General features: G+C 49.5%; 20 protein-coding genes. 8 read left to right on the plus strand and 12 right to left on the minus strand.

The window, feature by feature from the left end; all coding sequences use genetic code 11:
• Positions 1–56: 56 nt before the first annotated feature.
• From J1778_RS12045 to ychF, 6 genes are all read right to left on the minus strand, one after another.
• Positions 57–1,034, minus strand: coding sequence for a fimbrial protein (locus tag J1778_RS12045; RefSeq protein WP_217173359.1), 978 nt, complete (start codon positions 1,032–1,034; stop codon positions 57–59).
• A gap of 12 nt (positions 1,035–1,046) precedes the next feature.
• On the minus strand, positions 1,047–3,596 hold the full coding sequence (locus tag J1778_RS12050) for a fimbria/pilus outer membrane usher protein (RefSeq protein ID WP_217173360.1): 2,550 nt from the start codon (positions 3,594–3,596) through the stop codon (positions 1,047–1,049).
• A gap of 152 nt (positions 3,597–3,748) precedes the next feature.
• Positions 3,749–4,408: a fimbrial biogenesis chaperone gene (locus J1778_RS24790; RefSeq protein ID WP_338019643.1), complete on the minus strand. Its 660-nt coding sequence runs from the start codon at positions 4,406–4,408 to the stop codon at positions 3,749–3,751.
• 162 nt (positions 4,409–4,570) lie between these two features.
• Positions 4,571–5,095 (minus strand): fimbrial protein, encoded by a 525-nt coding sequence (locus J1778_RS12060; RefSeq protein ID WP_217173362.1) that lies wholly within the window; start codon positions 5,093–5,095, stop codon positions 4,571–4,573.
• 78 nt (positions 5,096–5,173) lie between these two features.
• Complete coding sequence (locus tag J1778_RS12065) at positions 5,174–5,698, minus strand: fimbrial protein (protein WP_217173363.1); 525 nt, start codon at positions 5,696–5,698, stop codon at positions 5,174–5,176.
• Positions 5,699–6,096: 398 nt separating this feature from the next.
• Positions 6,097–7,188 carry a redox-regulated ATPase YchF gene (gene ychF, locus J1778_RS12070; RefSeq protein WP_217173364.1) on the minus strand — a complete coding sequence of 364 codons (1,092 nt, stop codon included), beginning with the start codon at positions 7,186–7,188 and terminating at the stop codon, positions 6,097–6,099.
• Positions 7,189–7,405: 217 nt separating this feature from the next.
• Between ychF and J1778_RS12075 the strand changes: the two genes are divergently transcribed.
• From J1778_RS12075 to J1778_RS12100, 6 genes are all read left to right on the plus strand, one after another.
• Positions 7,406–8,887 (plus strand): SulP family inorganic anion transporter, encoded by a 1,482-nt coding sequence (locus J1778_RS12075; RefSeq protein ID WP_217173365.1) that lies wholly within the window; start codon positions 7,406–7,408, stop codon positions 8,885–8,887.
• A gap of 245 nt (positions 8,888–9,132) precedes the next feature.
• Entirely contained in the window at positions 9,133–11,091 is a 1,959-nt protein-coding gene (gene hflK / locus J1778_RS12080; protein WP_217173366.1) for a protease modulator HflK, read from the plus strand.
• The gene (gene hflC, locus J1778_RS12085) at positions 11,088–12,131 is read left to right on the plus strand and encodes a protease modulator HflC (protein ID WP_217173367.1); all 1,044 of its coding nucleotides are present in this window, start codon (positions 11,088–11,090) and stop codon (positions 12,129–12,131) included. Before hflK (J1778_RS12080) ends, hflC begins: the two co-directional genes overlap by 4 nt.
• Positions 12,128–13,171, plus strand: coding sequence for a protease modulator HflK (hflK, locus tag J1778_RS12090; protein ID WP_217173368.1), 1,044 nt, complete (start codon positions 12,128–12,130; stop codon positions 13,169–13,171). Before hflC ends, hflK (J1778_RS12090) begins: the two co-directional genes overlap by 4 nt.
• Before the next feature lie 12 nt (positions 13,172–13,183).
• Positions 13,184–15,088, plus strand: coding sequence for a cation-translocating P-type ATPase (locus J1778_RS12095; protein WP_217173369.1), 1,905 nt, complete (start codon positions 13,184–13,186; stop codon positions 15,086–15,088).
• A gap of 236 nt (positions 15,089–15,324) precedes the next feature.
• Positions 15,325–15,987: a hypothetical protein gene (locus J1778_RS12100; protein WP_217173370.1), complete on the plus strand. Its 663-nt coding sequence runs from the start codon at positions 15,325–15,327 to the stop codon at positions 15,985–15,987.
• Positions 15,988–16,089: 102 nt separating this feature from the next.
• Here the strand turns inward: J1778_RS12100 and pth are convergent, their stop codons facing one another.
• Positions 16,090–16,680, minus strand: coding sequence for an aminoacyl-tRNA hydrolase (gene pth, locus J1778_RS12105; protein WP_217173371.1), 591 nt, complete (start codon positions 16,678–16,680; stop codon positions 16,090–16,092).
• 293 nt (positions 16,681–16,973) lie between these two features.
• Here pth and ychH point away from each other — a divergent pair, with 293 nt between their 5' ends.
• A complete protein-coding gene (gene ychH, locus J1778_RS12110) occupies positions 16,974–17,252 on the plus strand; it encodes a stress-induced protein YchH (RefSeq protein ID WP_217173372.1) in 279 nt (92 codons plus the stop codon).
• A gap of 132 nt (positions 17,253–17,384) precedes the next feature.
• Here ychH and prs read toward each other — a convergent pair whose 3' ends face one another.
• The 5 genes from prs to J1778_RS12135 all read right to left on the minus strand — a co-directional run bounded on the left by prs (position 17,385) and on the right by J1778_RS12135 (position 21,430).
• Positions 17,385–18,332, minus strand: a complete 948-nt coding sequence (gene prs / locus J1778_RS12115; RefSeq protein WP_013575591.1) for a ribose-phosphate diphosphokinase — start codon at positions 18,330–18,332, stop codon at positions 17,385–17,387.
• A 162-nt stretch (positions 18,333–18,494) separates the two neighbouring features.
• A complete protein-coding gene (ispE, locus tag J1778_RS12120) occupies positions 18,495–19,358 on the minus strand; it encodes a 4-(cytidine 5'-diphospho)-2-C-methyl-D-erythritol kinase (RefSeq protein WP_217173373.1) in 864 nt (287 codons plus the stop codon).
• A gap of 1 nt (position 19,359) precedes the next feature.
• Positions 19,360–19,983, minus strand: coding sequence for a lipoprotein insertase outer membrane protein LolB (lolB, locus tag J1778_RS12125; RefSeq protein ID WP_015697397.1), 624 nt, complete (start codon positions 19,981–19,983; stop codon positions 19,360–19,362).
• Between the two features lie 491 nt (positions 19,984–20,474).
• Positions 20,475–20,951, minus strand: a complete 477-nt coding sequence (locus J1778_RS12130; RefSeq protein WP_217173374.1) for a DUF2778 domain-containing protein — start codon at positions 20,949–20,951, stop codon at positions 20,475–20,477.
• Positions 20,948–21,430, minus strand: coding sequence for an Hcp family type VI secretion system effector (locus J1778_RS12135; protein WP_217173375.1), 483 nt, complete (start codon positions 21,428–21,430; stop codon positions 20,948–20,950). The genes J1778_RS12130 and J1778_RS12135 overlap by 4 nt, the downstream gene beginning before the upstream one ends.
• A gap of 396 nt (positions 21,431–21,826) precedes the next feature.
• On the opposite strand from J1778_RS12135, the gene hemA reads away from it, so the two are divergent.
• Positions 21,827–23,089 carry a glutamyl-tRNA reductase gene (gene hemA, locus J1778_RS12140; RefSeq protein ID WP_217173376.1) on the plus strand — a complete coding sequence of 421 codons (1,263 nt, stop codon included), beginning with the start codon at positions 21,827–21,829 and terminating at the stop codon, positions 23,087–23,089.

The following is a 23,089-nucleotide window of genomic DNA, read 5'->3' on the forward strand; positions in this document are numbered from 1 at the left end:
TTAGTCATCAAGAGCCCGGTGAATGGGTCCTTAATAATTACTATTTCTGTAGGGGGTCAATCATAAAGGATGTTAAAGGTTGCTTTAGCGTTAGCTTTACCGGCAGTGACAATCTGACTGGTCTGATAATACTCTACGCTAAATGGAAGTGATGTTCTTCCTGATGGGCCGCTAAAAAAAGGTATTTTATTTTTTAAAATAATGGGCTGGTTTTTATACTTAATTCTTATCGAAATCCCCTGTGCACTTCCGGCTGTATTATCTAACGCCACTAACCCAGTTGATGGTTTAACGCTGGGTTCGTGGCCATCAAAAATTACGTTGTATTGCATATGAGCATCGCAGTTTAGTTCAATATTGAAGGTTTTTTCACCCAGCGTTGTTCCCGGCCCGGTGAAATTTTTCACATCAAACTTACCAAGATCAACCTGGATATTTTCATCCTGAATACTACAGGTAGCAGGTGTGATTTTTGTGCCATTAATATGAAGCACGGTAATGTCTTTGCCATCATCTGTTTTAACTGCTGCGTAACGCCCGGAAATTAATGTGCCGGCAGTGGTGTTGCGATCATTTGTTTTAATCAACTCCAGTTTATATTGCGTATCCATAGGGAAATCGTGCATGCATTGCGTGCTGTTACATTTTAGAACCATGCCATAGGGGAATGGGTTTCCGTTCACAGAAAACCGATATCCGATTCCCGGGATATTAGTAGAAAAGATATTGTTTTTTAATAAAGTACCCGGAATGTTTCTGGCATAAATTTTCCCTTCGCCCTGACAGTTAAGCGTTTGGCCAGAACCACTACCGTGCGGGTCCGAAAGTGTCTGCTCATAAAGAACATATCCGGCTGGAAGATTATGCGAAATAACAATATCCCCAGGTGTGAAAAAAATATCGCGAGTTTCAGATTGGGCAGTGCATTGTGCATAAGCTTGCGATGGAGTACAAAATAAAAATAATATTGCTGCCGAAACCGGTAAAAAGATAAATAGTTTCTTCATTACGTTTTTAATCTGTTGCTGTGACATGATTATTATCCTCTAAATGCAAAGGGCATCGATTTCTACTAATGATATTTTGTGTTCTGCTGTATCATTTTCTGCGGGCAACTCAAAGGGCGCTTCACATTGTTCGCTGTTTTCTTCACCCCATGTTACTTTTACGATCCCTTTACGTGGCATACCAATTAAATACACTAATCCGTCATCAGCAACGATACTGCTGCCCGTGTCTTCTCCCGCCGTCGCCATCGCACCAAAAGGAATGCTTTTATTTGCGGGGCGAGACAGTGTCATTAAAACACGCTCACCTGAACGTACACTGAAATTAGCTAATATCATCGCTCCGTCAGAGGGCGTAACATGATTAATTGTTGAGGTGATATCGAGTTTATTATCAAGTCTTTCAGTATTGATGCTAATGTCATTGATTCTGTAAGGTTGTAAGTTAGGGATCACGGCATATCCACGTGAATCTGTTTTAATTCCTGCTCCATTATTGATGGGAACGCCACCCTGGTCTGGAATACGAACTAAAGCCAGAGACGTGTCATCGGATAAATATTGAGAAAGTGTAACACCATAGGGATGTGTTACAATAGCGCCACGCATTCCATAACTTAAACGCCGGGTTGACAGTGTTTCACTATAATTACCATTGAATTCAGCCTGTGATCCTTTATAGTTCGCGGTAATACTGCCACCATCACTTTCACTTCCTTTGCTACCATTTATCCCGTAATTAAGATTTCTCTCTTCAAGAAGGGTTCCGTTTATTCCGACGGTTTGAGTAATGTGATGTGAGCTGTCAGATGTCATAGAGTAATTAGCCCAGGTTTGTGGCAATAGGCTTTCCAGGGGAATTTGCACATTTAAAGCAAGTTGCCTGTCAGGTTCACCGGTATCGCTGTGCGTGTAACTGTAGCTAAGACTCAGGTTCATGCCATTGTAATTCCCATTGTATGAGAGGGAAAAATAATTTTCAGGATCATTAATCCAGTAATTCTCACGGCTGGCGTATAATGAAATTGAACCATACTCACTTAGCGGTTGACTCAAACTCACTTCATATCGGTTTCGCTTTTTATCAGTATAAAAAGAGCTCGTTTGTGGATCACTCTCTGAAATATTTAATGAGTCTTCAAAGGTATAATAATTTTCATCAGGAAAATGAAATACGGATGCATTGATCTCTGTACCCGTCATTGAAACTGACTTCGAATACTTAAGACGATATGCTTTCCCACGCAATTCTTTTTCCTGATGCCTGGTTATTGCCTGCGTAGCATCTATTGACACTGAGCCAAATATTCCCAACCCCATACCATAACCAGCCTGACCTGCAGAATATTTTTCACTTTTTGTTATGCCGCCATAGAGAGTTGTATCATGAGGTAAACCATAGAGGCCCGTCACCACAAAAACATTGGGATCTGCTGAAGTATTGCTCTCATTATTATACTTACCGGCCATCAATTCATATTTCAGATGACCTTCGCGTTGCATTATTGGTACAGAACCAAAACTTTGTGTGAAAATACGCTCGCTGCCGTCAGACTCTTTTATAGTGACTTGAAGGTCGCCACCGCCCGTGCTGGGGAATAAATCTGTAAGTTCAAAGGGGCCAGCCGGCACATACGACTGGTAGACGATGTAACCTCCCTGACGAACCGTGATCTGTGCATTAGCCATTTTCGCTATACCGCGGATGACAGGGGCGAACCCGCTCTCCCTATTTGTTAGCATGCGATCCTCAGAAGCGATGCGTATGCCACTAAAAGCGAAGCTGTCGAAAACATCGTCCTGAGTTGAATCGTCACCCAGAGTTAACTTGCCTTTGATTTGAGAGATGTCACGTTGAAGATAAGTATTTATATTGTCCCATTGGTCATTTCCCGAAGAGTTATGACTGTACGTAGTATAATTTCTGAGTCGCCACGCACCCAGATTGACCCCATTACGTAAACCCAGATATTGGTCCTGTTCTGTCGAGTCTTGTGTTTTATTCAGGCTCTGCGCGCCACTGAGATCGTAACTGGAGAACATGGCTAAGAGGCCATTATCCCATTGGGAAGGATCAATATAATCTATAGGGCTTTTATTCATTAACGCCTGCGGGATGTTGATATTCAGGCTTTGTTTTTTGAAATTAAAATTTGTATAGGCACCGTCGATTATTTTATCCAGACCGGTGACGACATCCGTATCCTGTTTATTTTTTAATTCTTTAATGTCGTTGATTTTTAATCCTGCATTTCTATACTCTTTTAACAAAATTTCTGGTGTTAAGTTTTTTTCTTCGTCTTCAACAAAATTGACGTCGTGTTTACCTGTGTGTTTATTATTGATGAATATATCAACATGGTAAATCCCCGGTAACTGCTTCCCAGGCGTTGTAAAACGTGAGAGATCAACTGGCTGTATGCCATCTGGACCTTCTAACTCCAGCGCACTGGCATCAAAGTATTTTTCTACCCCCAGGGCTAATGGGGAATACAAAAGTATCAGTAATTCTGCGCTGGCAAGGCAGACTAACTTTCTCCGATATCTGAAGATAAATGTTTCAACCTTCGACGTAGCCAACTTTTGCATTATTAATCCCTGATCCCTAACTCTAACTTTCAATACCAGTGAAACGAAATACACCAAGACTGTCTGGAAGCTATTATTATTTTATAAAAAATGTTCTTATTTGACGTTAACTAACGTTAAACTTAAGATAACAATAAAAATTATTTAATCAGTTATAATTTGGCTGACATGGCGTCAGTTATTTGCCCTAAATCGCCCAGTGTTTCCCAACTGACAGTCTTTGTATTTGAATATTTCCCTAAGTCGTATCGTTGCGATGAACGCGGAGAAAGCATTACCTTATCTTTGATTGTTAATTCATGACCATCTGCTTTCAACGAAGATAACGTCAGGTAATACGGAGTAGGGTTTTCTGCAATTAAATGATTTCCATCTTTTTTGAAAGTGATATTTTGATAGGCATTGGTAGCTTTTTCTCCTGATAGCGCTTCCGGTCGATAAATGAGTTTCAGGGAAGATTTCACTGAAAAAATCACCATGTTCGTGTCTTTTTTTTCTGTTTCTGGTATTGATTTAATATTCAGCCAAAAAATAGACTCCTGGTCTGCGGGTAATACTTTTCCGTTATGAATAATACGGATAATGTTCTCTTCGCCGGCAGAGATGCTAAAAAGAGGTGGGGTGACAACAAAAGGACTTTTAAATTTCTCTGCAGGTTTTTTTTTGACTTCATTTACTGCAGGCTCAGTTTCTGTAAAAGTACCAACCCAGGACTGGATGAGGTAATTACTCATTTTATCTGGATTTGATATTTTTAGAACGGCATCCTGTTTTTGTTCTTCATAAATGACGCGCGTTGCACCGATCTGAATTCCGGCAAAAGAACAGGAAGTAAAAAGTGGTTAATAGAAGAGGTAGTATGATCTTTTTAAACAATGACATGCTGTACTCCGAAACTTAAAAGGGCGTGAATGCGGGTAAAAAAACTTCCATCCCTGGAAGTTTCTCAGGTTATTTCTTAAAACGAATAAAATTTAGTCATATTTTACGGAGATGTTTGAGGTCATACTAAAAGAGCCACTTCCGGCTGTGCCACGTGTTGAAACAATACTGGCAGTGAATGGCACGCTCAGTTCACCGTTTCTGCCAGATGGTGTCGCTATGTCTACCGGCGTATTTGGGGAAACTTTAGAGCCGTTAGCATCTTTTAACTGGATAACCAGGCCATCGTCTATGGATCCAACAATGGCGAAATCGCCACTCGAGGCATCTTCGACACCGTCAAACTGGATCCGGTAGTTGGAGTACCCTGTCGGGCAACTTTTCATCGCAACGTTAAAAGAAACAGCATCAGAAGTGGCACCAATGGTGCTCATTTCATCTGCATTAACGGTGCCGAGATCGACATTACCTGTTTCTGCACCGGTATTATTAATATCAATAACGCAAACGCTGCTTGTGAGTGAACCTTTAAAATTAACTGTTGCTGCAGAAGCATTGCTGATAGCGGCAGCTGAAAATAACATGCCGAGAGCGAGGGAAATAAATTTCTTGTTCATAATATATCCATATACAGTTTTATTCATTAATGTGAACTTCATCGTTCTAAATGTGAAAGGTAAATTTGGTTCTGGTCATCAGTTGTAAACAATATTCACAACCGTTGGCATATTAAAGCTACCTTGATTAATGAACTGGTTGAGAGCGATCAGATTTACAGTGAAGTCCATTGATTTAGACGAGTCTGTTGCTGACATCCCTGTAGAGATATTCTCATTAGCTTTGATGTTATTACCCGCGGCATCTTTAATCTCGTAGAATACACTCCCGCCCATTGCTGCAGGTGCCGCGAAGCGATCGCCGCTGGCAATCCCGCCAAAGTTAATAGAATAGCCATTTGTTCTGTGCGCACAGTGTGTCAGAGCCAGAGTAAAAGCGACGGGGGCTGATGTGCCACCGTACATACCGTCTGCCGCTAATACGTTAACAGGGATTGCACCCATATCAACATCACCCGTATCAGAACCCGTGCCATTGATATCCACATTACAGGTATTACCCGAAACTTTTCCGGTGAATGTGACTGAGGCGGCTGAAGCCGTATTAATCATTCCTGACAACATTATTGTGGTCAGAGAAAGAGTGAGTAGATTCTTTTTCATATTTAGTCCATTAATTTGAGTGTTGCATGCGGTGTATCTATAAATACAATGAATAGATATTTAAATGCATATAGAACACCATCTATAAGCAGACTAATTATGAATCCTGTGCGTAACTGTTTTAATTTATTAAATTGTCCGAATATGGATTTTGAAGTCCATTTTATGACTCGTCAAATTAATGATTAATTCAGTTTTGATGATATTTATTGTTACTTCCCCGTTGATTTTAAAACAGACGTGTTTATAAATATCTTGAGGAAGGGAGTGTTATTTACAAAAAAAACGTATCAGAAATTGATTATTCCCGGTGTGCTTGCATAGTTTAAATTATTCAGGCAATAAAAAACCCACGTCAATGCGTGGGTTTTAAGTCAATGCAGAAACTAAAGTGCGGTTTAGACGTTAAACAGGAAGTTCATCACGTCGCCATCTTTAACGATGTAGTCTTTACCTTCTGAACGCATTTTGCCGGCTTCTTTCGCGCCTTGCTCACCTTTGTAGGTGATGAAGTCTTCGAACGCGATAGTTTGTGCGCGGATGAAGCCTTTCTCGAAGTCGGTGTGGATTTTACCGGCAGCTTGTGGCGCGGTAGCGCCGACAGGGATGGTCCATGCGCGGACTTCTTTCACGCCAGCGGTGAAGTAAGTTTGCAGGTTCAGCAGTTCGTAACCTGCGCGGATCACGCGGTTCAGGCCCGGTTCTTCGATGCCCAGTTCAGCCATGAACTCTTCACGGTCAGCATCTTCCAGCTCTGCAATATCAGATTCAACTGCGGCACAGACTGCCACAACCACGGAGCCTTCGGCGTCAGCGATTTTACGCACAACGTCGAGGTAAGGGTTGTTCTCGAAACCGTCTTCGTTGACGTTCGCGATGTACATGGTGGGTTTCAGCGTCAGGAAGCTCAGATAGCGGATGGCTGCTTTGTCTTCTTCGGTCAGATCCAGTGCACGCAACATACCGGCGTTTTCCAGCTGTGGCAGGCATTTTTCCAGCGCAGCAAGTTCTGCTTTGGCATCTTTGTCGCCGCCTTTGGCGCGTTTCTGCACGCGGTGAATGGCGCGCTCACAGGTATCGAGGTCAGACAACGCCAGCTCGGTGTTGATGACGTCGATATCATCAGCCGGATCCACTTTATTGTTAACGTGGATGATGTTGTCGTTTTCGAAACAACGCACAACGTGGCCGATCGCTTCAGTTTCACGAATGTTGGTCAGGAACTGGTTACCCAGGCCTTCACCTTTAGAGGCGCCTTTTACCAGACCAGCGATATCAACGAATTCCATGGTGGTTGGCAGAATACGTTGTGGTTTTACAATCTCGGCCAGCTGGTCGAGACGCGGATCAGGCATTGGCACCACACCGGTATTCGGTTCGATGGTGCAGAACGGGAAGTTTGCTGCTTCGATACCCGCTTTGGTCAGCGCATTGAACAGAGTAGATTTACCGACGTTCGGCAGGCCCACGATACCGCATTTGAATCCCATGTTTTTCTCACCTTAATAGCTTAGTTATCAAGCGGTTAACTCTAACCGCACGATGTAATGACCATAATTCCCCGCATTATACACGTAAACGACATTTATCTCGATCCGCTTGTGAACCCGCGCGATGCAGGCTGCGGATTAAACCTTGCCTCGGTTCAGGCATTTTTAGATACTTGTCACAATTTTTTAACTGAGCTGGAAATAGAGCGGATGTCTTATGTTTAGCCTGCGTGGTCTGAAGTTGTCAGAAGTGAAGAATGAAACGCTGGCCGGATTTGTGGTGGCGGTGTCGATGATCCCGGAGGCGGTCGGGTTCTCGCTGGTGGCCGGATTGTCACCGATTGTCGGTTTGCATACGGCGTTTATTATCGGGCTGGTGACTGCGCTGTTCGGCGGGAAACCGGGTATGGTCTCCGGTGCGGCGGGTTCCATTGTGGTGGTGCTGATGAGTCTGGCGGCGCAGCACGGTATGGGATATGTGCTGTGGGCGACGATTTTTGCCGGAGTGATCCAAATCCTGATTGGCGTTTTCCGCCTCGGTAAATTTATCCGTCTGGTGCCGTTGCCTGCGGTTCATGGCTTTGTGAACGGGCTGGCGATTGTCATTATGCTGGCGCAGTTACACATGATTGCCGGGCAGGGGCCGCTGATGTACGGACTTGTTCTGCTGGCGATTCTGGTGGTGGTGCTGTTCCCTAAACTGACCAAAATCATTCCGTCTTCGCTGGCTGCGCTGATTGTCGTCTCCGCCGTCGCGATTGGTTTTAACCTGCATACTTTACGTGTGGGAGATCTCGCGGATATTTCCGGAGCCTTGCCGCATTTCAGTCTGCCGGTCGCGCCGTTCAATGCCGAAATGCTGAAAGTCGTGCTGCCGTATGCGGTCGTTATCGCGCTGGTCGGTCTGATTGAATCGCTGCTGACCATGACGGTGCTCGATGAAATGGGCAACCAGAAAGGCAATGGTAACCGCGAAAGTATTGCGCAAGGCGCAGGAAATACGATTTGCGGGCTGTTCGGCTGTTTCGCTGGCTGTGCAATGATCGGACAGTCGATCATTAACTTTACTTCCGGCGGTCGCGGGCGCATTTCCGGTACGGTAGGGGCGATTTTACTGATCTTGTTCGTGGTCAGTCTTTCCGGTTATATCGGTCTGTTGCCGGTCGCAGCGCTGGCCGGGATTATGCTGGTGGTCTGCTACAACACCTTTGAATGGAGTTCGCTGCGTCGCTTGCGCCGTATGCCGAAAGCCGATGTGCTGGTGATGCTGATTGTTACGGTCATCACCATCTTCACCGATCTGGCGGTGGCGGTGATCAGCGGCGTGATTATCTCGGCGCTGGTCTTCGCCTGGCAGCAGGCGCGTATTCGTATTCGTGAGCATAAAACCCAGGGTGACCTGACGGTGTATAAACTCGACGGGCCGCTTTTCTTTGGCTCTGCGGCGACCTTTGCCGAGCTGTTTAATCCTGAAAATGACCCGCAAAACGTGGTGCTGGATTTTGCCGGTACGCGGGTGATGGATTCGAGCGGGGTAGAGGCGATTGATAAGCTGACGGCGCGTTATGTTGATGCGGGTAAAACCATCCGCCTGCGTCATCTGAGCAATGATTGCGTGAGTCTGCTGAAGAAAGCCGGGCCGTTCTGCTCTCATGAACTCGATGATCCGCACTATTATGTCGCGGAAGATACTCTCTGAAATCCTCAGTGTGCCGCCTGAAAACGGCACACCTCTTATGTCACTTTCCTTCTAAAAATGGCTGGCAGAAACCTAATCTGCCGGTCGTTCTGTCTTGCTGATAAATGCTTACAATTCGTGGCAAAAAAACGGCCAAATTCATATCGCTGAAAATTCTGTAATGTTATACCGTTACGCTCAGCTGACTACGTAATTGCTGGCTCCGTGCCCGCGTCGCGGGTTATTTTTTCTCTGCCGGAGCAGATATGAGCATAAACAAGGCAGCCGGGACTGATGACGCCGGTAAACTTCTGCGTTTTCAGGCAGCCGCCTCCCACACACGCTGGCTGACCGGACTTATCAACACCATTATGGTGATCAGCAGCGTGTTGTATCTGATATTGCTGATGCTGTATATGGTTTCTCCGGACTCAGTCTGGCCATGGGTGACCGGCAATATTATGGCTGCCCTGTGGGTTTGTGCCGCCTCTCTGCAATGTGCGCGCCGCATTACCCGCTGGCGCGGGCAACAGTTTGCACCCCAGGTTGAACCTGTACCGCCGGAAAAATCACCCGCTTTTTTGCATCGGCTGACCTCTTCAGCCCGGATGCGTCCGCTGCTGCGTTATGTAGATGCGCATGTATTCTTTCAGGCACTTCCTGCATTAGCCGCATTACTTCTCATCGTTCTTTTGTGGCAACTGCCTTTACCCGCCAGCGAAGCGGGCGAGGCCGGATATTTTGCCGGCGCATTCTTCATACTTTGCGCCTTTGCGGTGCTGGTGCTGGAACGTCACTGGACATTAAAAAATCCGCGGGAATGGCCGGAAGCTGCAAGACTTGCACCGCTGCTGCGCATGCTGATTGGCGTTTTGCTGCTGAGCGCCGCAGGAGTGATGTTTGACCGTGGCACGGCGCTCTGGCCAGCGCATTTGCTGATGCTCACCGGACTTTTACCGGCGCTGGTGGCACTGGAACTTTTCCTGCGCGCGCTGATGGCGCTGTTTTCGCCGCCGCGTGAGGATAAAGAACCGGCGTTTATCGCGGGCAGTCTGCTGGCGGCACAAATCAGCTGGCCGCCACGTCCGCTCCAGTTTGTGCAGAACGAATTACATCAGCATTTTGGTATTGATCTGCGCCAGATCTGGGCATTCCATTTTATCCGCCGCGCGCTGTTACCGTTGGGCGCTCTTTTGTTGCTGACCGGCTGGTTGCTGACGGGGGTCAGTCAGGTCCCGCTGACTCAGCGGGGGATTTATGAATCCTTCGGGAAACCGGTTGCTGTCAGGCCACCCGGTTTGCATCTTGGGCTGCCGTGGCCTTTCGGGCATACACAAATGGTCGATAACGGTGAAGTGCATGAACTCACCACCGGCTCGGAAGAACCGGTGACTGCCACGCCAGTCGAGGTTGCCGATACCGCCGAAGGCCCCGCGCCGGAAAGCGCCAACCGGTTATGGGATTCCAGCCACAGCAGCGACAAATCACAAATTATCGCCAGTGCGGGTAATGACCGGCAAAGTTTTCAAATCATGGATATGGACGTGCGGTTTGTGTACCGCATCGGCATGAACGATGACGCGGCAATGGCGAGTCTGTATCACACCGAAAATATGCCGGTGCTGATCCGCAGTATCGCCAATCAGGTGCTGGTGCATGATTTTTCCTCCCGCACGCTCGACAATCTGCTGGGCAGCGAACAGACCCGTCTGGCCGCAGACATCGGGCAAAAAGTGCAACACCAGCTGGATAATCTTCATAGCGGCGTGGAACTGCTGGCGACGGTGATTGAATCCATCCATCCGCCAGCGGGCGCGGCGGATGCTTACCACGGCGTTCAGGCGGCACAGATTCTGGCACAAAGCGCGATTGCCGGTGAGAGGGGACAGGCCGCGCAGCAGCTCAATGCCGCTCAGCAATTTTCACGTCTGGCGCTGGATGCCGCCAGCGCACAAAGTCATGAAAATCTCGATCAGGCGCAGGTGATGGCCTTGCGGTTTAATGCCGAAAATCAGGCGTATCAGGCCGGCGGGCAGTCTTTCCTGACTGAGCGTTATTTCAGCCAGCTGACACAGGCGATGCAACAGCATCCAAAAGTTTTGATTGTCGATCACCGTATTGGTGGCGAAACGCCGCCGGTTCTGGACCTGAGAAATTTCACCCTGCCATTTACGCCCGCAGCGGATAAAGCGGCGCATTCTGTTAAAGCGGAGACTACCCGGTGAGTGATTCCCAACATACTCAGACCCACGGACACGACCACGGCGCACATGACGGGCATCATCACGGTGGCGGACATCACCATCATCACCATCAACATTCAGGTCCTGCTGCGCCGAAATTCTGGCGGCGGGCGACGGTGGCTGTGGTGCTGGTGGCGCTGATAGCCGCGTCTGCCTGTCTGGTACAGGTGCGTTCTGGCGAAGCAATGGTGATCACCCGATTTGGCGATCCGGTCAGGGTACTGCTCAGACCGGGGCTGGCGTGGCATCTGCCGGTGCCGCTGGAGACCGCTATTCCGGTGGATTTGCGTATCCGCACCACGTCGAGTGGTTTGCAGGATGTCGGCACGCGCGACGGCCTGCGGATCATCGTGCAGGCCTATACCGTCTGGCAGGTGAAAAACGATCCTCAGCATGTGCAGCGTTTTATACGTGCGGTACAAAATCAGCCGGATTTGGCTGCCGCGCAGATACGCACGTTTATCGGCTCGGCGCTGGAAACCACCACCAGCGGTTTTGCGCTGGCTGATCTGGTGAATACCGACGCCAGCAAAATTCGTCTTTCCGGTTTTGAACAGCATTTGCATGACCAGATTGCCCGCCAGTTGCTTGACAGTTACGGCATCGAACTTGTGCAGGTCGGCGTTGAGCGCCTGACGCTGCCTTCCGTGACACTTGATGCAACCGTGGATCGTATGCGTGCGGAGCGCGAAACCATCGCCACCCAGCGTTCTGCTGAAGGCAAGCGTCAGGCGGCTGAAATACGTTCTGCCGCCGAGCGCGATGCCCGCGTGATTAAAGCCGATGCATCGGTTAACGCCGCCAATATCGAAGCGCAGGCGCAGGTGCAAAGTGCGGCGATCTACGCTAAAGCGTGGGCCGGTAATCCCCGGTTGTATGATTTGCTGCGCTCGCTCGATACGCTCAACAGCGTGATTACGCCGGGTACCCAACTGGTACTGCGTACCGATGCGGCGCCGTTCCGACAACTGGTCGAAGGCCCTCCGGCTTTACCCGCTGCTGCTGACGGGCCGCACCCATGAATCCGCTAGCCCGTTTTCAGAATAATGCCTGGTTTCAGGCGGGACGCATGGCGTATCTGGCTTTGTTTGCCATGACGCTGATTGCTGCCGCCAGCTGGCTGTTCTCCAATGTCCGCCAGATTGAGCCAGACAAACGCGCGGTGGTGATGCGCTTTGGGGTCGTATCACGCACGGCAGGTGCCGGTCTGCTGCTGGCGTGGCCGGAACCGCTGGAACAGGTGGAAATCTTGCCCGCCGCCGACCGGGTGATCGAACATCATGTTACGGCTTTGCTGAGAAAAGACATTGTGCCTGCATGGACCAATACCGGCGGCGAGAAAAGTGATGCGGTCGCCGGTGCCGGATATTTACTGACCGGTGATTCCGGCGTGGTTCAGCTGGATGTGCAGGTGTATTACGTCATTACCGATCCGGTAGCGTTTGTGTTGCAAGGTGAGCACGTGATACCGGCGCTTGATCGCTTAACGGAGCACGCGGCGGTGGCGATTTGTGCCTCACGTGACCTCGATACGATTCTGGTTGCGCGACCTGAAATGGTGGGCAACGGTAACCCTGTCGCCGAACGTCGCGAGCGGCTGCGCGGCGATTTGCGTCAGGGTATCAATCAGCAACTCGCTGCCCTGAGTGCAGCAGGCAGCAGTGCCGGTATCGCAGTGATGCGCGTTGACGTGCAGTCATCTTTGCCGCCCGCGGCTGTTGATGCATTTAACGGCGTTCTGACCGCCAGTCAGCAGGCAGAACAGAATATTGCCAGCGCCAGTAACGAGGCCGCCCGCGTGCATCAGGACGCTGTTCAGTCGGCAGATCGCGCCTTACAGGTTTCGCAGGCCAAAGCCAGCGAGCAGATTGCACGGGCGTCCACCGATACCGCAACGGTTGTGCAGCTGGCTGATGATCACTCTCCCGAATTGTTGTGGCGTCTGTGGCGCGAGCGGATGCCTGCGATCCTGGCTCATGCCGGCAGCGTGACGGCTGTTGATCCCCGTGACGACGCGCATCTGGTCCTGCCAGGGCCAGGCCGTCCATCCTCTCAACCCTGAGGTATTTGTCCTGTGACTTCTTTTTCTTCTGAAGAACCGGCAGTGAAAAGCGTGTTGCTGACGCGCCATGAACAGCGGAGCATGGCGGTGCAGCTTCTGCTGGCGATGGCCGCTTTCGGTCTGCTGCTGTGCGGCTGGATCTGGCAATGGTTGTTTCCGCAGCAAAGCGACGTGGGACAAATCCTGTTTGGTGTGGCGTCTTTGCTGGTGGCGGTGCCGGTATTACGCTCGGCGATGTACAGCTTACGCAGTCCCAGCCTGCACGGCGTTACCGATCAGCTGATTGCGCTGGCGATGCTGGGCGCGTGGGCTACCGGCGACCTGATGACCGCCGCATTGCTGCCGGGCATTATGATTTTTGGTCATATTCTGGAAGAGCGCAGTGTGATCGGTTCGCAGGAGGCGATTGATGCGCTAAGCCGTCTGACCCGCAGCCGTGCGCGACGTATTTTGCCCGGTGGTGAAATTGAAGAAATCGATAATCACCAGTTGCGAACCGGTGACCGGGTTGAAGTACGTGCAGGCGATCGGCTTCCCGCTGACGGACGTGTCATCTCTGGCAGCGCAAGTCTGGATACAGCGCCTATCACTGGCGAATCCGTGCCACAGGAAGCCCGCGCAGGAGACGATGTGTTCGGCGGTGCCATTAATCTGGACGGATTGCTGTATGTTGAAGTCACGCGCACCGGCGCGGATGCCACGCTGGGTAAAGTGATTGCGCTGATGCAAAAAGCCGAACATGCCAAACCACCGATCACCCGTCTGCTCGAACGTTATGCCGGACAATATCTGGTGCTGATTTTGCTGATTGCCGCGGCGACCTGGTTTATCACGCGCGATGCCCACGCTATGCTGGCGGTGCTGGTGGCGGCCTGTCCGTGCGCGCTGGTACTTTCCGCACCGGCCACGGCAATTGCCGGTATTGCCGTGGCGGCGCGTCACGGGATCCTGATCCGCAGCTCTGCCTTTCTTGAGGAACTGGCCGATCTCAATGCCATTGTGGTCGATAAAACCGGCACTCTGACGCACGGCGAACTGCATCTGCAACGCACGGTGCTGCAAGAAAACGAATCTTCTGATGCGGTGCTTGTTCTGGCGGCCAGTCTCGGCGCGTCCAGCAGCCATCCGGTCAGCCGCGCCCTGGCGCAGTTACTGCCCCGTGATCATTATTTACCGCTGGAAGCGTTTTCAGAACAACAGGGCATGGGCGTGCGGGCGCGAACTGCGCAGGGCGAGGCATTACTGGGGCGTCCGGCTTTTTTCAGTCAGAACAACGTCGCGGTGAGCGATGTCCCTGAGCATGACGGGCCGCTGGTTGGTCTGGCGCTGAACGGGCGTTTTTTAGGCTGGCTGTTGCTGGCAGATTCTGTACGGCCTGAAGCGCAAGGTGCGTTAGCCGAACTGCGTCAGCTTGGGCTGCAAAGGCAGCTTTTACTGACCGGCGACCGCGCCAGTGTGGCACACCGTATTGCCGGCGAACTGGGCATCAGTGATGTGGTCGCCCAGGCTTTACCGGAAGACAAACTGCATCAGGTATCCGCTGAAATTGCCCGGGGCTTCCGTCCGATGGTGGTCGGCGACGGCATTAATGATTCGCTGGCGCTGAAAGCAGGCGTGGTGGGGATTGCGATGGGCGCGGGCGGCAGCGATATCGCGCTGGCGTCGGCCGATGTGGTGCTGATTGGCAGCGATCTGCGACGCCTTGGGACGTGCGTCAGACTGAGCCGGGCGTGCCGCAGAACGCTGAAAATCAATGTGTTCATCGGCCTGGGCTGGACGCTGGTAGTGATGGCGGCGGCCGCCCTGGGATTCCTCGGCGTGGGGGGCGTAATGATCGCCGCGTTGCTGCATAATCTGAGCACCTTGCTGGTACTGGGAAATGCCGGGCGTTTACTGCGTTTCGATGAGCCGCTCTAGGAAAAGTTAAACGGCAGTTTGGCTGCTCTATATGCGAAGATTAGCTATCTTATTTCGGGGAGGGAAAATGCTGGATTTTATTCGGCGTAATTTTGCATACCTCTTTATTTTATGGGAGGTGTTTTCTGCGCCTCTGTTAATTTCGGGCTAATTTAACTTAATATGTTATTTAACATACTAAATAGGAATGGTTTCTTCTAAATGGTATTGTTTTCTCCTTTTACTAGGAGGCATCCATGTTCAGGCTTATCAGAGATTTTAGAGCTGTATATAATGACTTTTTATCAAGAGATAATAATGATGGGTATTGCATGGGGTTGAGTTTGACTTGGTTGGGGGATATGTTAAAAAATAGAACCATAAGAAAGCCTGCCCCTTCTGCTTTTCAAAGATATCCTAAGGAATGTATTTTCCCCTCGGTCGAAAATACAAAATTACTCATAGATACTTTTGAGCGTGCAAGGCTTAAGCAGCTCAACATGGAGAAAAGGGTGGGCGACTATTTTAAATATTCGCGAAACTATTTTGAAACTGCTTTTTTTATTGCAAAATATAAAAATAGAAAACAAATTTTCTTAGAGGAAAAGTATAAAGTCCCCGGTATGAGATATACTCATTCGAACATTAGTACACACCGGGAGATTAAGGGTTTGGATATTAATGAATCATCATCTCTCTCAAAGCAGGGTGTTATAATTATTATCGATTTTGGAGCGGCGGACGACAGCAGTCATGCTGTTGCGGCATTTCGATATAATAAAAACTCGGTATATTACCTGGATGCTAACTACGGATTGTACCATATTACAGGGAGTAATCCGACTGAAGATATTGAAAGAATAATTCGTCAGAAATATGGTAAATTTACATTCAGAGGGCAAATTTTAATTACTGCTTAAAACATACATCTTCTCTTAGCAATCCAAAAATTTTAATAATTAAAAGTGTCAACCGGGTACAAAGCTTTGCACCCGGAAGATAATTTACCAAAATGGAGCAGATTAAAGCTCAGCTTTGAAGGTATGCAAACGACGCATGGTTTTTTCCAAACCTTCCTTCATCAGCAATTCAGTACAGCGCAGTGATTCATCAATCGCCTCATCGATCAGCTTCTGTTCACTGGCTGGCGGCTTGCCCAGCACAAATCCCACCACTTTGCTTTTATCGCCCGGATGGCCGATACCGATACGTAAACGGTAGAAGTTCGGGTTGTTACCGAACTTGCTCTGAATATCTTTCAGACCATTATGACCACCGTTACCGCCACCGAGTTTAATTTTCGCCATGCCCGGCGGGATATCCAGCTCGTCATGCGCCACCAGAATTTCGTCCGGCTCAATGCGATAGAACTGCGCCATTGCCAGAACGGCTTTGCCGCTGAGGTTCATAAAAGTGGTCGGCACCAGCAGACGGACGTCCTGACCGGCCAGTGACAGGCGCGCGGTGTAACCAAAAAACTTACTTTCTTCTTTCAGCTGCTGATTGTGCTGACGGGCGAGAAGATCCACATACCAGGCACCTGCGTTATGGCGGGTCTGGGCGTATTCTGCGCCGGGATTGGCCAGTCCAACGATCAATTTAATGCTGCTCACGATTTTCGCTTCTTTATCCGGTGAGGTTTAGCGGGATAGTTTACCTGTCGCGTTTCACTGTGCCAAATATCACAAAGAATAATTCGTGCCAGTTACGCGAAATATTGAATAGTTCATTGGGCTGACTATTAATCCTCCGAAGCTATATGTCTGGAAAACGTAAAGTTTTGTCGCTGAATGTTCTCTGTCTGTGATCGCTACCGCAAAGTGAACCGGATGGGACGTCTATAGTTAAAGGCAGGAAAAGACAAGACAGCAATGATGCTAAGACTATCGACAACTGGAGGTGACTTATGAAACGTAAAACCGCACGAATGATCGGCAATGGCCTGATGGGACTCGGTTTGCTCACAATGGTCGGTGGTGTTGGTTATTCGATTCTGAACCAGATGCCTGAACTCGGGTTGCCTCAATTCCTGGCTCATGGTGCGATCGGCAGTATTTTCGTCGGTGCCATTTTATGGGTCGCAGGAGCGAGAGTCGGTGGGCATGAACGCGTCGCAGACCGTTACTGGTGGGTACGTCATTTTGATTCCCGCTGCACGAACAGCAAAACACACCGTCATTCCTGATTTTCTAAAATAAGGTTTCTTAAACAATAAAAAACCGTTGTCGCTCGCGCGATAACGGTTTTTTTGCATTTCTGTTTCTGGCAAAACGTATTCAGGCAAAACAAAACGCCCCTGAAAACAGGGGCGTAATGATTAATGCTCGAACATCGCAGAAATGGATTCTTCGTTGCTGATGCGGCGGATAGCCTCAGCCAGCATGCCTGACAGGGTCAGGGTACGCACTTTTTTCAGCGCGCGGATTTCTGCGGACAGCGGGATGGTGTCACACACAATCACTTCATCGATGACGGAGTTCTTGATGTTTTCCACTGCATTGCCGGAGAAAATCGGGTGGGTAGCGTAAGCGAATACGCGTTTAGCACCGCGTTCTTTCAGTGCTTCGGCGGCTTTACAAAGAGTACCACCGGTGTCGATCATATCATCGACCAGTACGCAGTCACGGCCAGCAACATCACCGATGATGTGCATCACCTGAGAAACGTTTGCGCGTGGACGACGTTTATCGATGATAGCCATGTCGGTATCGTTCAGCAGTTTTGCCACAGCGCGGGCACGAACAACACCGCCGATGTCCGGAGAAACCACAATCGGGTTTTCCAGGTTCTGTTGCAACATGTCTTCGAGCAGGATAGGGCTGCCGAAAACGTTGTCTACAGGTACATCGAAGAAGCCCTGAATTTGCTCTGCATGCAGGTCTACAGTCAGAACACGGTCAACGCCGACGCTGGACAGGAAGTCAGCAACAACTTTAGCAGTGATGGGTACACGGGCAGAACGTACCCGGCGATCCTGACGTGCATAGCCGAAGTAAGGAATAACGGCTGTGATACGACCAGCGGAGGCGCGGCGTAAGGCATCAACCATTACGACCAGTTCCATCAGGTTATCGTTAGTAGGCGCGCAGGTGGACTGGATAATGAAAATATCTCCGCCACGTACATTTTCGTTAATTTGCACGCTTACTTCACCGTCGCTGAAACGACTGACGGCGGCGTCACCAAGGCTGGTGTATAAACGGTTGGCAATACGTTGTGCTAGTTCCGGGGTGGCGTTACCAGCAAAAAGCTTCATATCAGGCACGAGAAGAACCTCAGGCTTGCGTCCAGGGAAGACATTGGCTTTTGGTACCACCGGGCGGTGAGCGGTACCAAAGCATTATGCTCACGATACTTCTAAATCTTACTACTTAAATCTGTTGAATAATTGGCTGGCAAAGAACAGACACAAAACCACTGTGACTCTCTACGCTTTGCCCGCAGTTCTCAACCAGATTTCGCGAAAACGGTGCAACGGCGAGATATTAACACCTTGCGCGACAAAACCCCGACTCCACGATGGCATTTTGTCCAAAACCTGACGGGCGGCAGACCCGGTGTCGAATTCTGCAAACACACAAGCACCTGTCCCGGTCAGTCGCGACGGCGCGTATTCTAACAGCCAAGAAAGTAGCTGTTCAACCTCGTAAAAACGTTTTCTCGCAATCGGTTCGCAATCATTTGCGTATGGCGTGTCCAAAAGCACATTAACAGGGCGTTTTGGCGTATTTCTGGTCAGATCAGGATCGCCGAAAATCACCGGCGTAGGAATGCTGACGCCGGGATGTGCAATCAGATACCATTTTTCTGCCGGTTCGACCGGCTGTAAAATCTCGCCAATTCCTTCGGCGAAGGCGGCATGGCCCATCACAAAGACCGGCACGTCCGCACCCAGTAACACACCCAGTTGCGCCAGTTCGGTATCGGAAAGCCCGCAATTCCAGATCGCATTCAGCGCCACCAGTACGGTCGCCGCGTTAGAAGAACCGCCGCCCAGACCGCCGCCCATCGGAATACGTTTTTTCAGCGCAATGTCAGCGCCCTGAGATGTACCCGTATGCTGCTGCAACAAACGCGCGGCGCGCACCACCAGGTTATCTTCATCAGCCACGCCCTCAACCGGCGTGGTCAGCACGATATCACCGTCGTCACGGGCGCTAAAACTCAGGCTGTCACCGTAATCGACAAACTGAAACAGCGTCTGCAAATCATGGTAGCCATCAGGGCGCTGCCCGGTGATATAAAGGAACAAATTGAGTTTAGCCGGAGAAGGCCACAATTGCTGTGTCATCTCAGTTCAGCGTCCAGTTATCCATTTTCAGTTTGATACGCTGTTCGCCCTGTGTCATTTCCAGACGCTGCGGCAGGGAAGGTTTGGCGTCTTCGTCATAGCTCTGATACACCACAGTGCCCGGTTTACCGTTCTGCGTGAACTTCACCTGAGACAGGCGATACTGGCTGTCGAGCGTGAAATCGGTGCCATCACCCGGCAGGCCAAGCATCCACAGACGCAGATTAGCCAGCGGAATCGACATGCCGGTCAGCTTTTGGATCATGTCATCTGGATTATCGCTGGTGTAATGCTTGCCTTGGTTATTGGTCAGCTGAGCAATACCGCTTTGCACTTTCAGCTCCATTTCGGTGCTACCCAGCGGGTTGGTCAGCAATAAACGGTAGCTATCGGGGGAATACTGTTGCCAGAAGAAGCGGGCATAGACTTTTTGTTTATCAGAAAGATAAGCGAAAGAACCGCGGGTCTGATAATGCTCGAGCTGTTTAACCTGAGCTTCATGTTCACGCCACTGCGGAGAAGTCGGGCTGGTCGCCGGGCCTTTCGGCGCGTTAATCGAACAGGCGGCAAGAACTAAGCTTGCCAGAGGAAGAAGGCGGACGAAGTGTGCTTTACGCATTGGCATAACAGATAAAATCCTTTGTGCTTTGGCGAAATGGGATGCCAGGGCAAATTTGGCGTGCGTTAGTTTAGCACAGCAGAAGCGTTGGATGATCTCAAGCCTGCGCAGATGATCAGCGATCAATCCGTTTTGGGACAATGCTGATGTGTAAAAGGATTTGTCACTGTAAGGCACATTATCAACGATGCCGCAACAGACGAGTTTGAAGATATTCTAAGGATGTAAATAACCCTGCCCACGGCCGGGTTGTGCTTACGTTCTCTTTTTCAGTAAAAAGGCGATAAACCAGATCAGGGAAATGTTCAACAGGAATGAAGTCAGATGAATGAGAGTCATAAAAATATTTGCCCATGATTCTTCTGTAATAAAACCTGTTTTTTCTGTCAAAAGTGAGTACGCAACATTTTCTGGTATTAGTGCGAAAATGGTGACGAGTATCACAATAAAAGACACCGACCCCGCAATCCAGATCAGAACATATTGGGATGGCTTCATCAATACACCTGTACCGTGCCAAAAGCTTTCAGTGTAGGACTAACCATCGTGGTGGGCGTTGTTAGTAGCGCTTCTTGAAGGATGGCAAAGTGTGACTTGCTTGTAAATGTAATGCAGCCGTTGCTGATCCCCCGATATCCGGCCGGATGCAACCTGAAATTTCCCCGTTCGACATCCTCAATAAACGTCGTGTCGTCAATCAGGTTGTCATCGCGAAATAAAGCAAACCACGATTCATGATCTGAACCGCTTACGATCGACTTTACCCAATCACGTTGCTTAAACATTAAACCACCGACCGGACGGGCAACAATGTAATATCTGCCTGGTGGTAGTAGCCCTATGTCTTTCACTGTTGTTTGTTCTGGATCGTTGCGTTGTTCGGGATTACCTGAGTATGCAGGGAAAAAACCAACCCCTGGGCAGCTTAGCGTTGATATGCCCGCTCCGTTTAATCGAAATGTGCATTTGATCATCTGTCATTCCACGCATCTGAAAAAATGATATTCCCATCACAATGTTTCCAGGTTATTCGCTCGTAACGCAGGGAGACGGACTCAAGGTGATTATGTTTTTCAGTGGCAGGGTTTTTGCAATCATGCATGAGGGGAAAAACAGATACGACTTTCACATTTTCCAGATGCATATTGAAGTACTCAACTTCCTGACCAGCATCATTGATGCGATACCAACGGAACTCTGCTGATTTAAAGGTTTGGCCTTTTGCGACGGCTTTATAAAGGTATGGCGAGGAACTGTCGAATTCTTTTTCAAAAGTCAGTGCGGAATGTACACGGGTTCCGGTGATTTTTCCTGTGTAGTTATCAGTAGGCAAAAACAAGCCATGACCGAATCCCAGAACCTCAATACTGCCCTCGCGTCCATTCACGTCAACTGATCCTTTAATGTCTGCGCCGCCGTCGTCTTTAAGCCACAGGTATGCCGGTATTGCCATTTTCATAAATCCATTTTAAAAGTGAGGCTTTAGGTTATTCCTTCGTTCAGTAGGAAAAATTAGCGAACCTTGTAAAAAGTAAATTTTCAGAGATTTATTATTGATGGCAGTTAATCACCGCAGCGTGGGATTACCCTGAGATGCTCTTCGGGGCATTTTTGGGCAGTACGGAGCTTAATAGAGATGAATTAATGTGAAAAGGGCTCGGCTCACACATTACCTAAATCAGGCTACAAGCCGCTTTCTGTGCGGTTTTACAACCAGAACAGAAATAAACCCACATCATATTTAACCGAAGGTGCTGTTCGCCTTTTATTGATCTCGCGCATCTTGTAGAATGCGCAGCAGACGTAAACCCATACTATTATAAAGTATAAGCCGATAACCGCTTCCCATATGACCCTGCTTGCATTAGGTATCAACCATAAAACAGCCCCGGTGTCTCTGCGTGAACGGGTAACATTTTCACCCGAGACCCTCGATCAGGCGCTTTCCAGTCTTCTCCAGCAACCGCTGGTGCAGAGCGGAGTCGTGTTGTCTACCTGTAACCGCACTGAGTTGTATCTCAGCGTCGAACAGCAGGAAAATTTGCAGGAACAGCTGGTTAAGTGGTTATGCGATTACCATCATCTGAGTGAAGATGAAGTCCGCAAAAGCCTTTACTGGCACCATGATAACGAAGCTGTCAGCCATCTGATGCGCGTTGCCAGCGGACTGGATTCGCTGGTTCTCGGCGAGCCGCAAATCCTCGGGCAGGTTAAGAAAGCCTTCGCCGAATCGCAAAATGGTCAGGCCGTTTCCGGTGAACTTGAACGTCTGTTCCAGAAATCCTTCTCGGTAGCCAAGCGTGTGCGTACTGAAACGGATATCGGTGCCAGCGCTGTTTCGGTGGCTTTTGCTGCCTGTACGCTGGCGCGTCAGATTTTCGAATCCCTTTCCGATGTGAATGTGTTGCTGGTCGGGGCGGGTGAAACCATCGAACTGGTCGCGCGTCATCTTCATCAGCACAACGTGCGTCACATGATGATTGCCAACCGTACGCGCGAGCGTGCGCAGGCGCTGGCGACGGAAGTGAACGCAGAAGTAATCAGTCTGCAGGATATCGATTCCCGTCTCGCTGAAGCCGACATTATCATCAGTTCCACCGCCAGCCCTCTGCCGATTATCGGTAAAGGCATGGTTGAACGCGCGTTAAAAGCCCGCCGTAACCAGCCAATGTTGATGGTGGATATTGCCGTTCCGCGTGATATCGAACCGGAAGTCGGCAAACTGGCGAACGCCTATCTGTACAGCGTCGATGACCTGCACAGCATCATTCAAAACAATCTTGCACAACGCAAAGCGGCGGCCATTCAGGCTGAAACTATCGTTGAGCAGGAGAGTTCAAACTTCATGGCCTGGCTGCGTTCGCAGGGAGCCGTTGAAATTATTCGTGATTATCGCTCACGTGCTGATATTATTCGCGCCGACGCACAAGCAAAAGCTCTTGCCGCCATTGCGCAGGGCGCTGACGTCGAAGCGGTGATCCATGAATTAGCCCACAAATTGACAAACCGCCTTATTCACGCGCCAACCCGTTCTCTGCAACAGGCAGCAAGCGACGGTGATGTGGAGCGTTTGCAAATTTTACGCGACAGCCTCGGGCTGGGTCAGCAATAG

The organism is Rahnella bonaserana (genome assembly GCF_019049675.1).
In the GTDB taxonomy this organism is placed as follows: domain Bacteria; phylum Pseudomonadota; class Gammaproteobacteria; order Enterobacterales; family Enterobacteriaceae; genus Rahnella; species Rahnella bonaserana.

Coding starts and splice junctions, on each gene's coding strand:
- J1778_RS12045 (WP_217173359.1), bottom strand. CDS start 1,034: ATGTCACAGCAACAGATTAAAAACGTAATGAAGAAACTATTTATCTTT.
- J1778_RS12050 (WP_217173360.1), bottom strand. CDS start 3,596: ATGCAAAAGTTGGCTACGTCGAAGGTTGAAACATTTATCTTCAGATAT.
- J1778_RS12060 (WP_217173362.1), bottom strand. CDS start 5,095: ATGAACAAGAAATTTATTTCCCTCGCTCTCGGCATGTTATTTTCAGCT.
- J1778_RS12065 (WP_217173363.1), bottom strand. CDS start 5,698: ATGAAAAAGAATCTACTCACTCTTTCTCTGACCACAATAATGTTGTCA.
- ychF (WP_217173364.1), bottom strand. CDS start 7,188: ATGGGATTCAAATGCGGTATCGTGGGCCTGCCGAACGTCGGTAAATCT.
- J1778_RS12075 (WP_217173365.1), top strand. CDS start 7,406: ATGTTTAGCCTGCGTGGTCTGAAGTTGTCAGAAGTGAAGAATGAAACG.
- hflK (WP_217173366.1), top strand. CDS start 9,133: ATGAGCATAAACAAGGCAGCCGGGACTGATGACGCCGGTAAACTTCTG.
- hflK (WP_217173368.1), top strand. CDS start 12,128: ATGAATCCGCTAGCCCGTTTTCAGAATAATGCCTGGTTTCAGGCGGGA.
- J1778_RS12100 (WP_217173370.1), top strand. CDS start 15,325: ATGTTCAGGCTTATCAGAGATTTTAGAGCTGTATATAATGACTTTTTA.
- ychH (WP_217173372.1), top strand. CDS start 16,974: ATGAAACGTAAAACCGCACGAATGATCGGCAATGGCCTGATGGGACTC.
- ispE (WP_217173373.1), bottom strand. CDS start 19,358: ATGACACAGCAATTGTGGCCTTCTCCGGCTAAACTCAATTTGTTCCTT.
- lolB (WP_015697397.1), bottom strand. CDS start 19,983: ATGCCAATGCGTAAAGCACACTTCGTCCGCCTTCTTCCTCTGGCAAGC.
- J1778_RS12130 (WP_217173374.1), bottom strand. CDS start 20,951: ATGATCAAATGCACATTTCGATTAAACGGAGCGGGCATATCAACGCTA.
- J1778_RS12135 (WP_217173375.1), bottom strand. CDS start 21,430: ATGGCAATACCGGCATACCTGTGGCTTAAAGACGACGGCGGCGCAGAC.
- hemA (WP_217173376.1), top strand. CDS start 21,827: ATGACCCTGCTTGCATTAGGTATCAACCATAAAACAGCCCCGGTGTCT.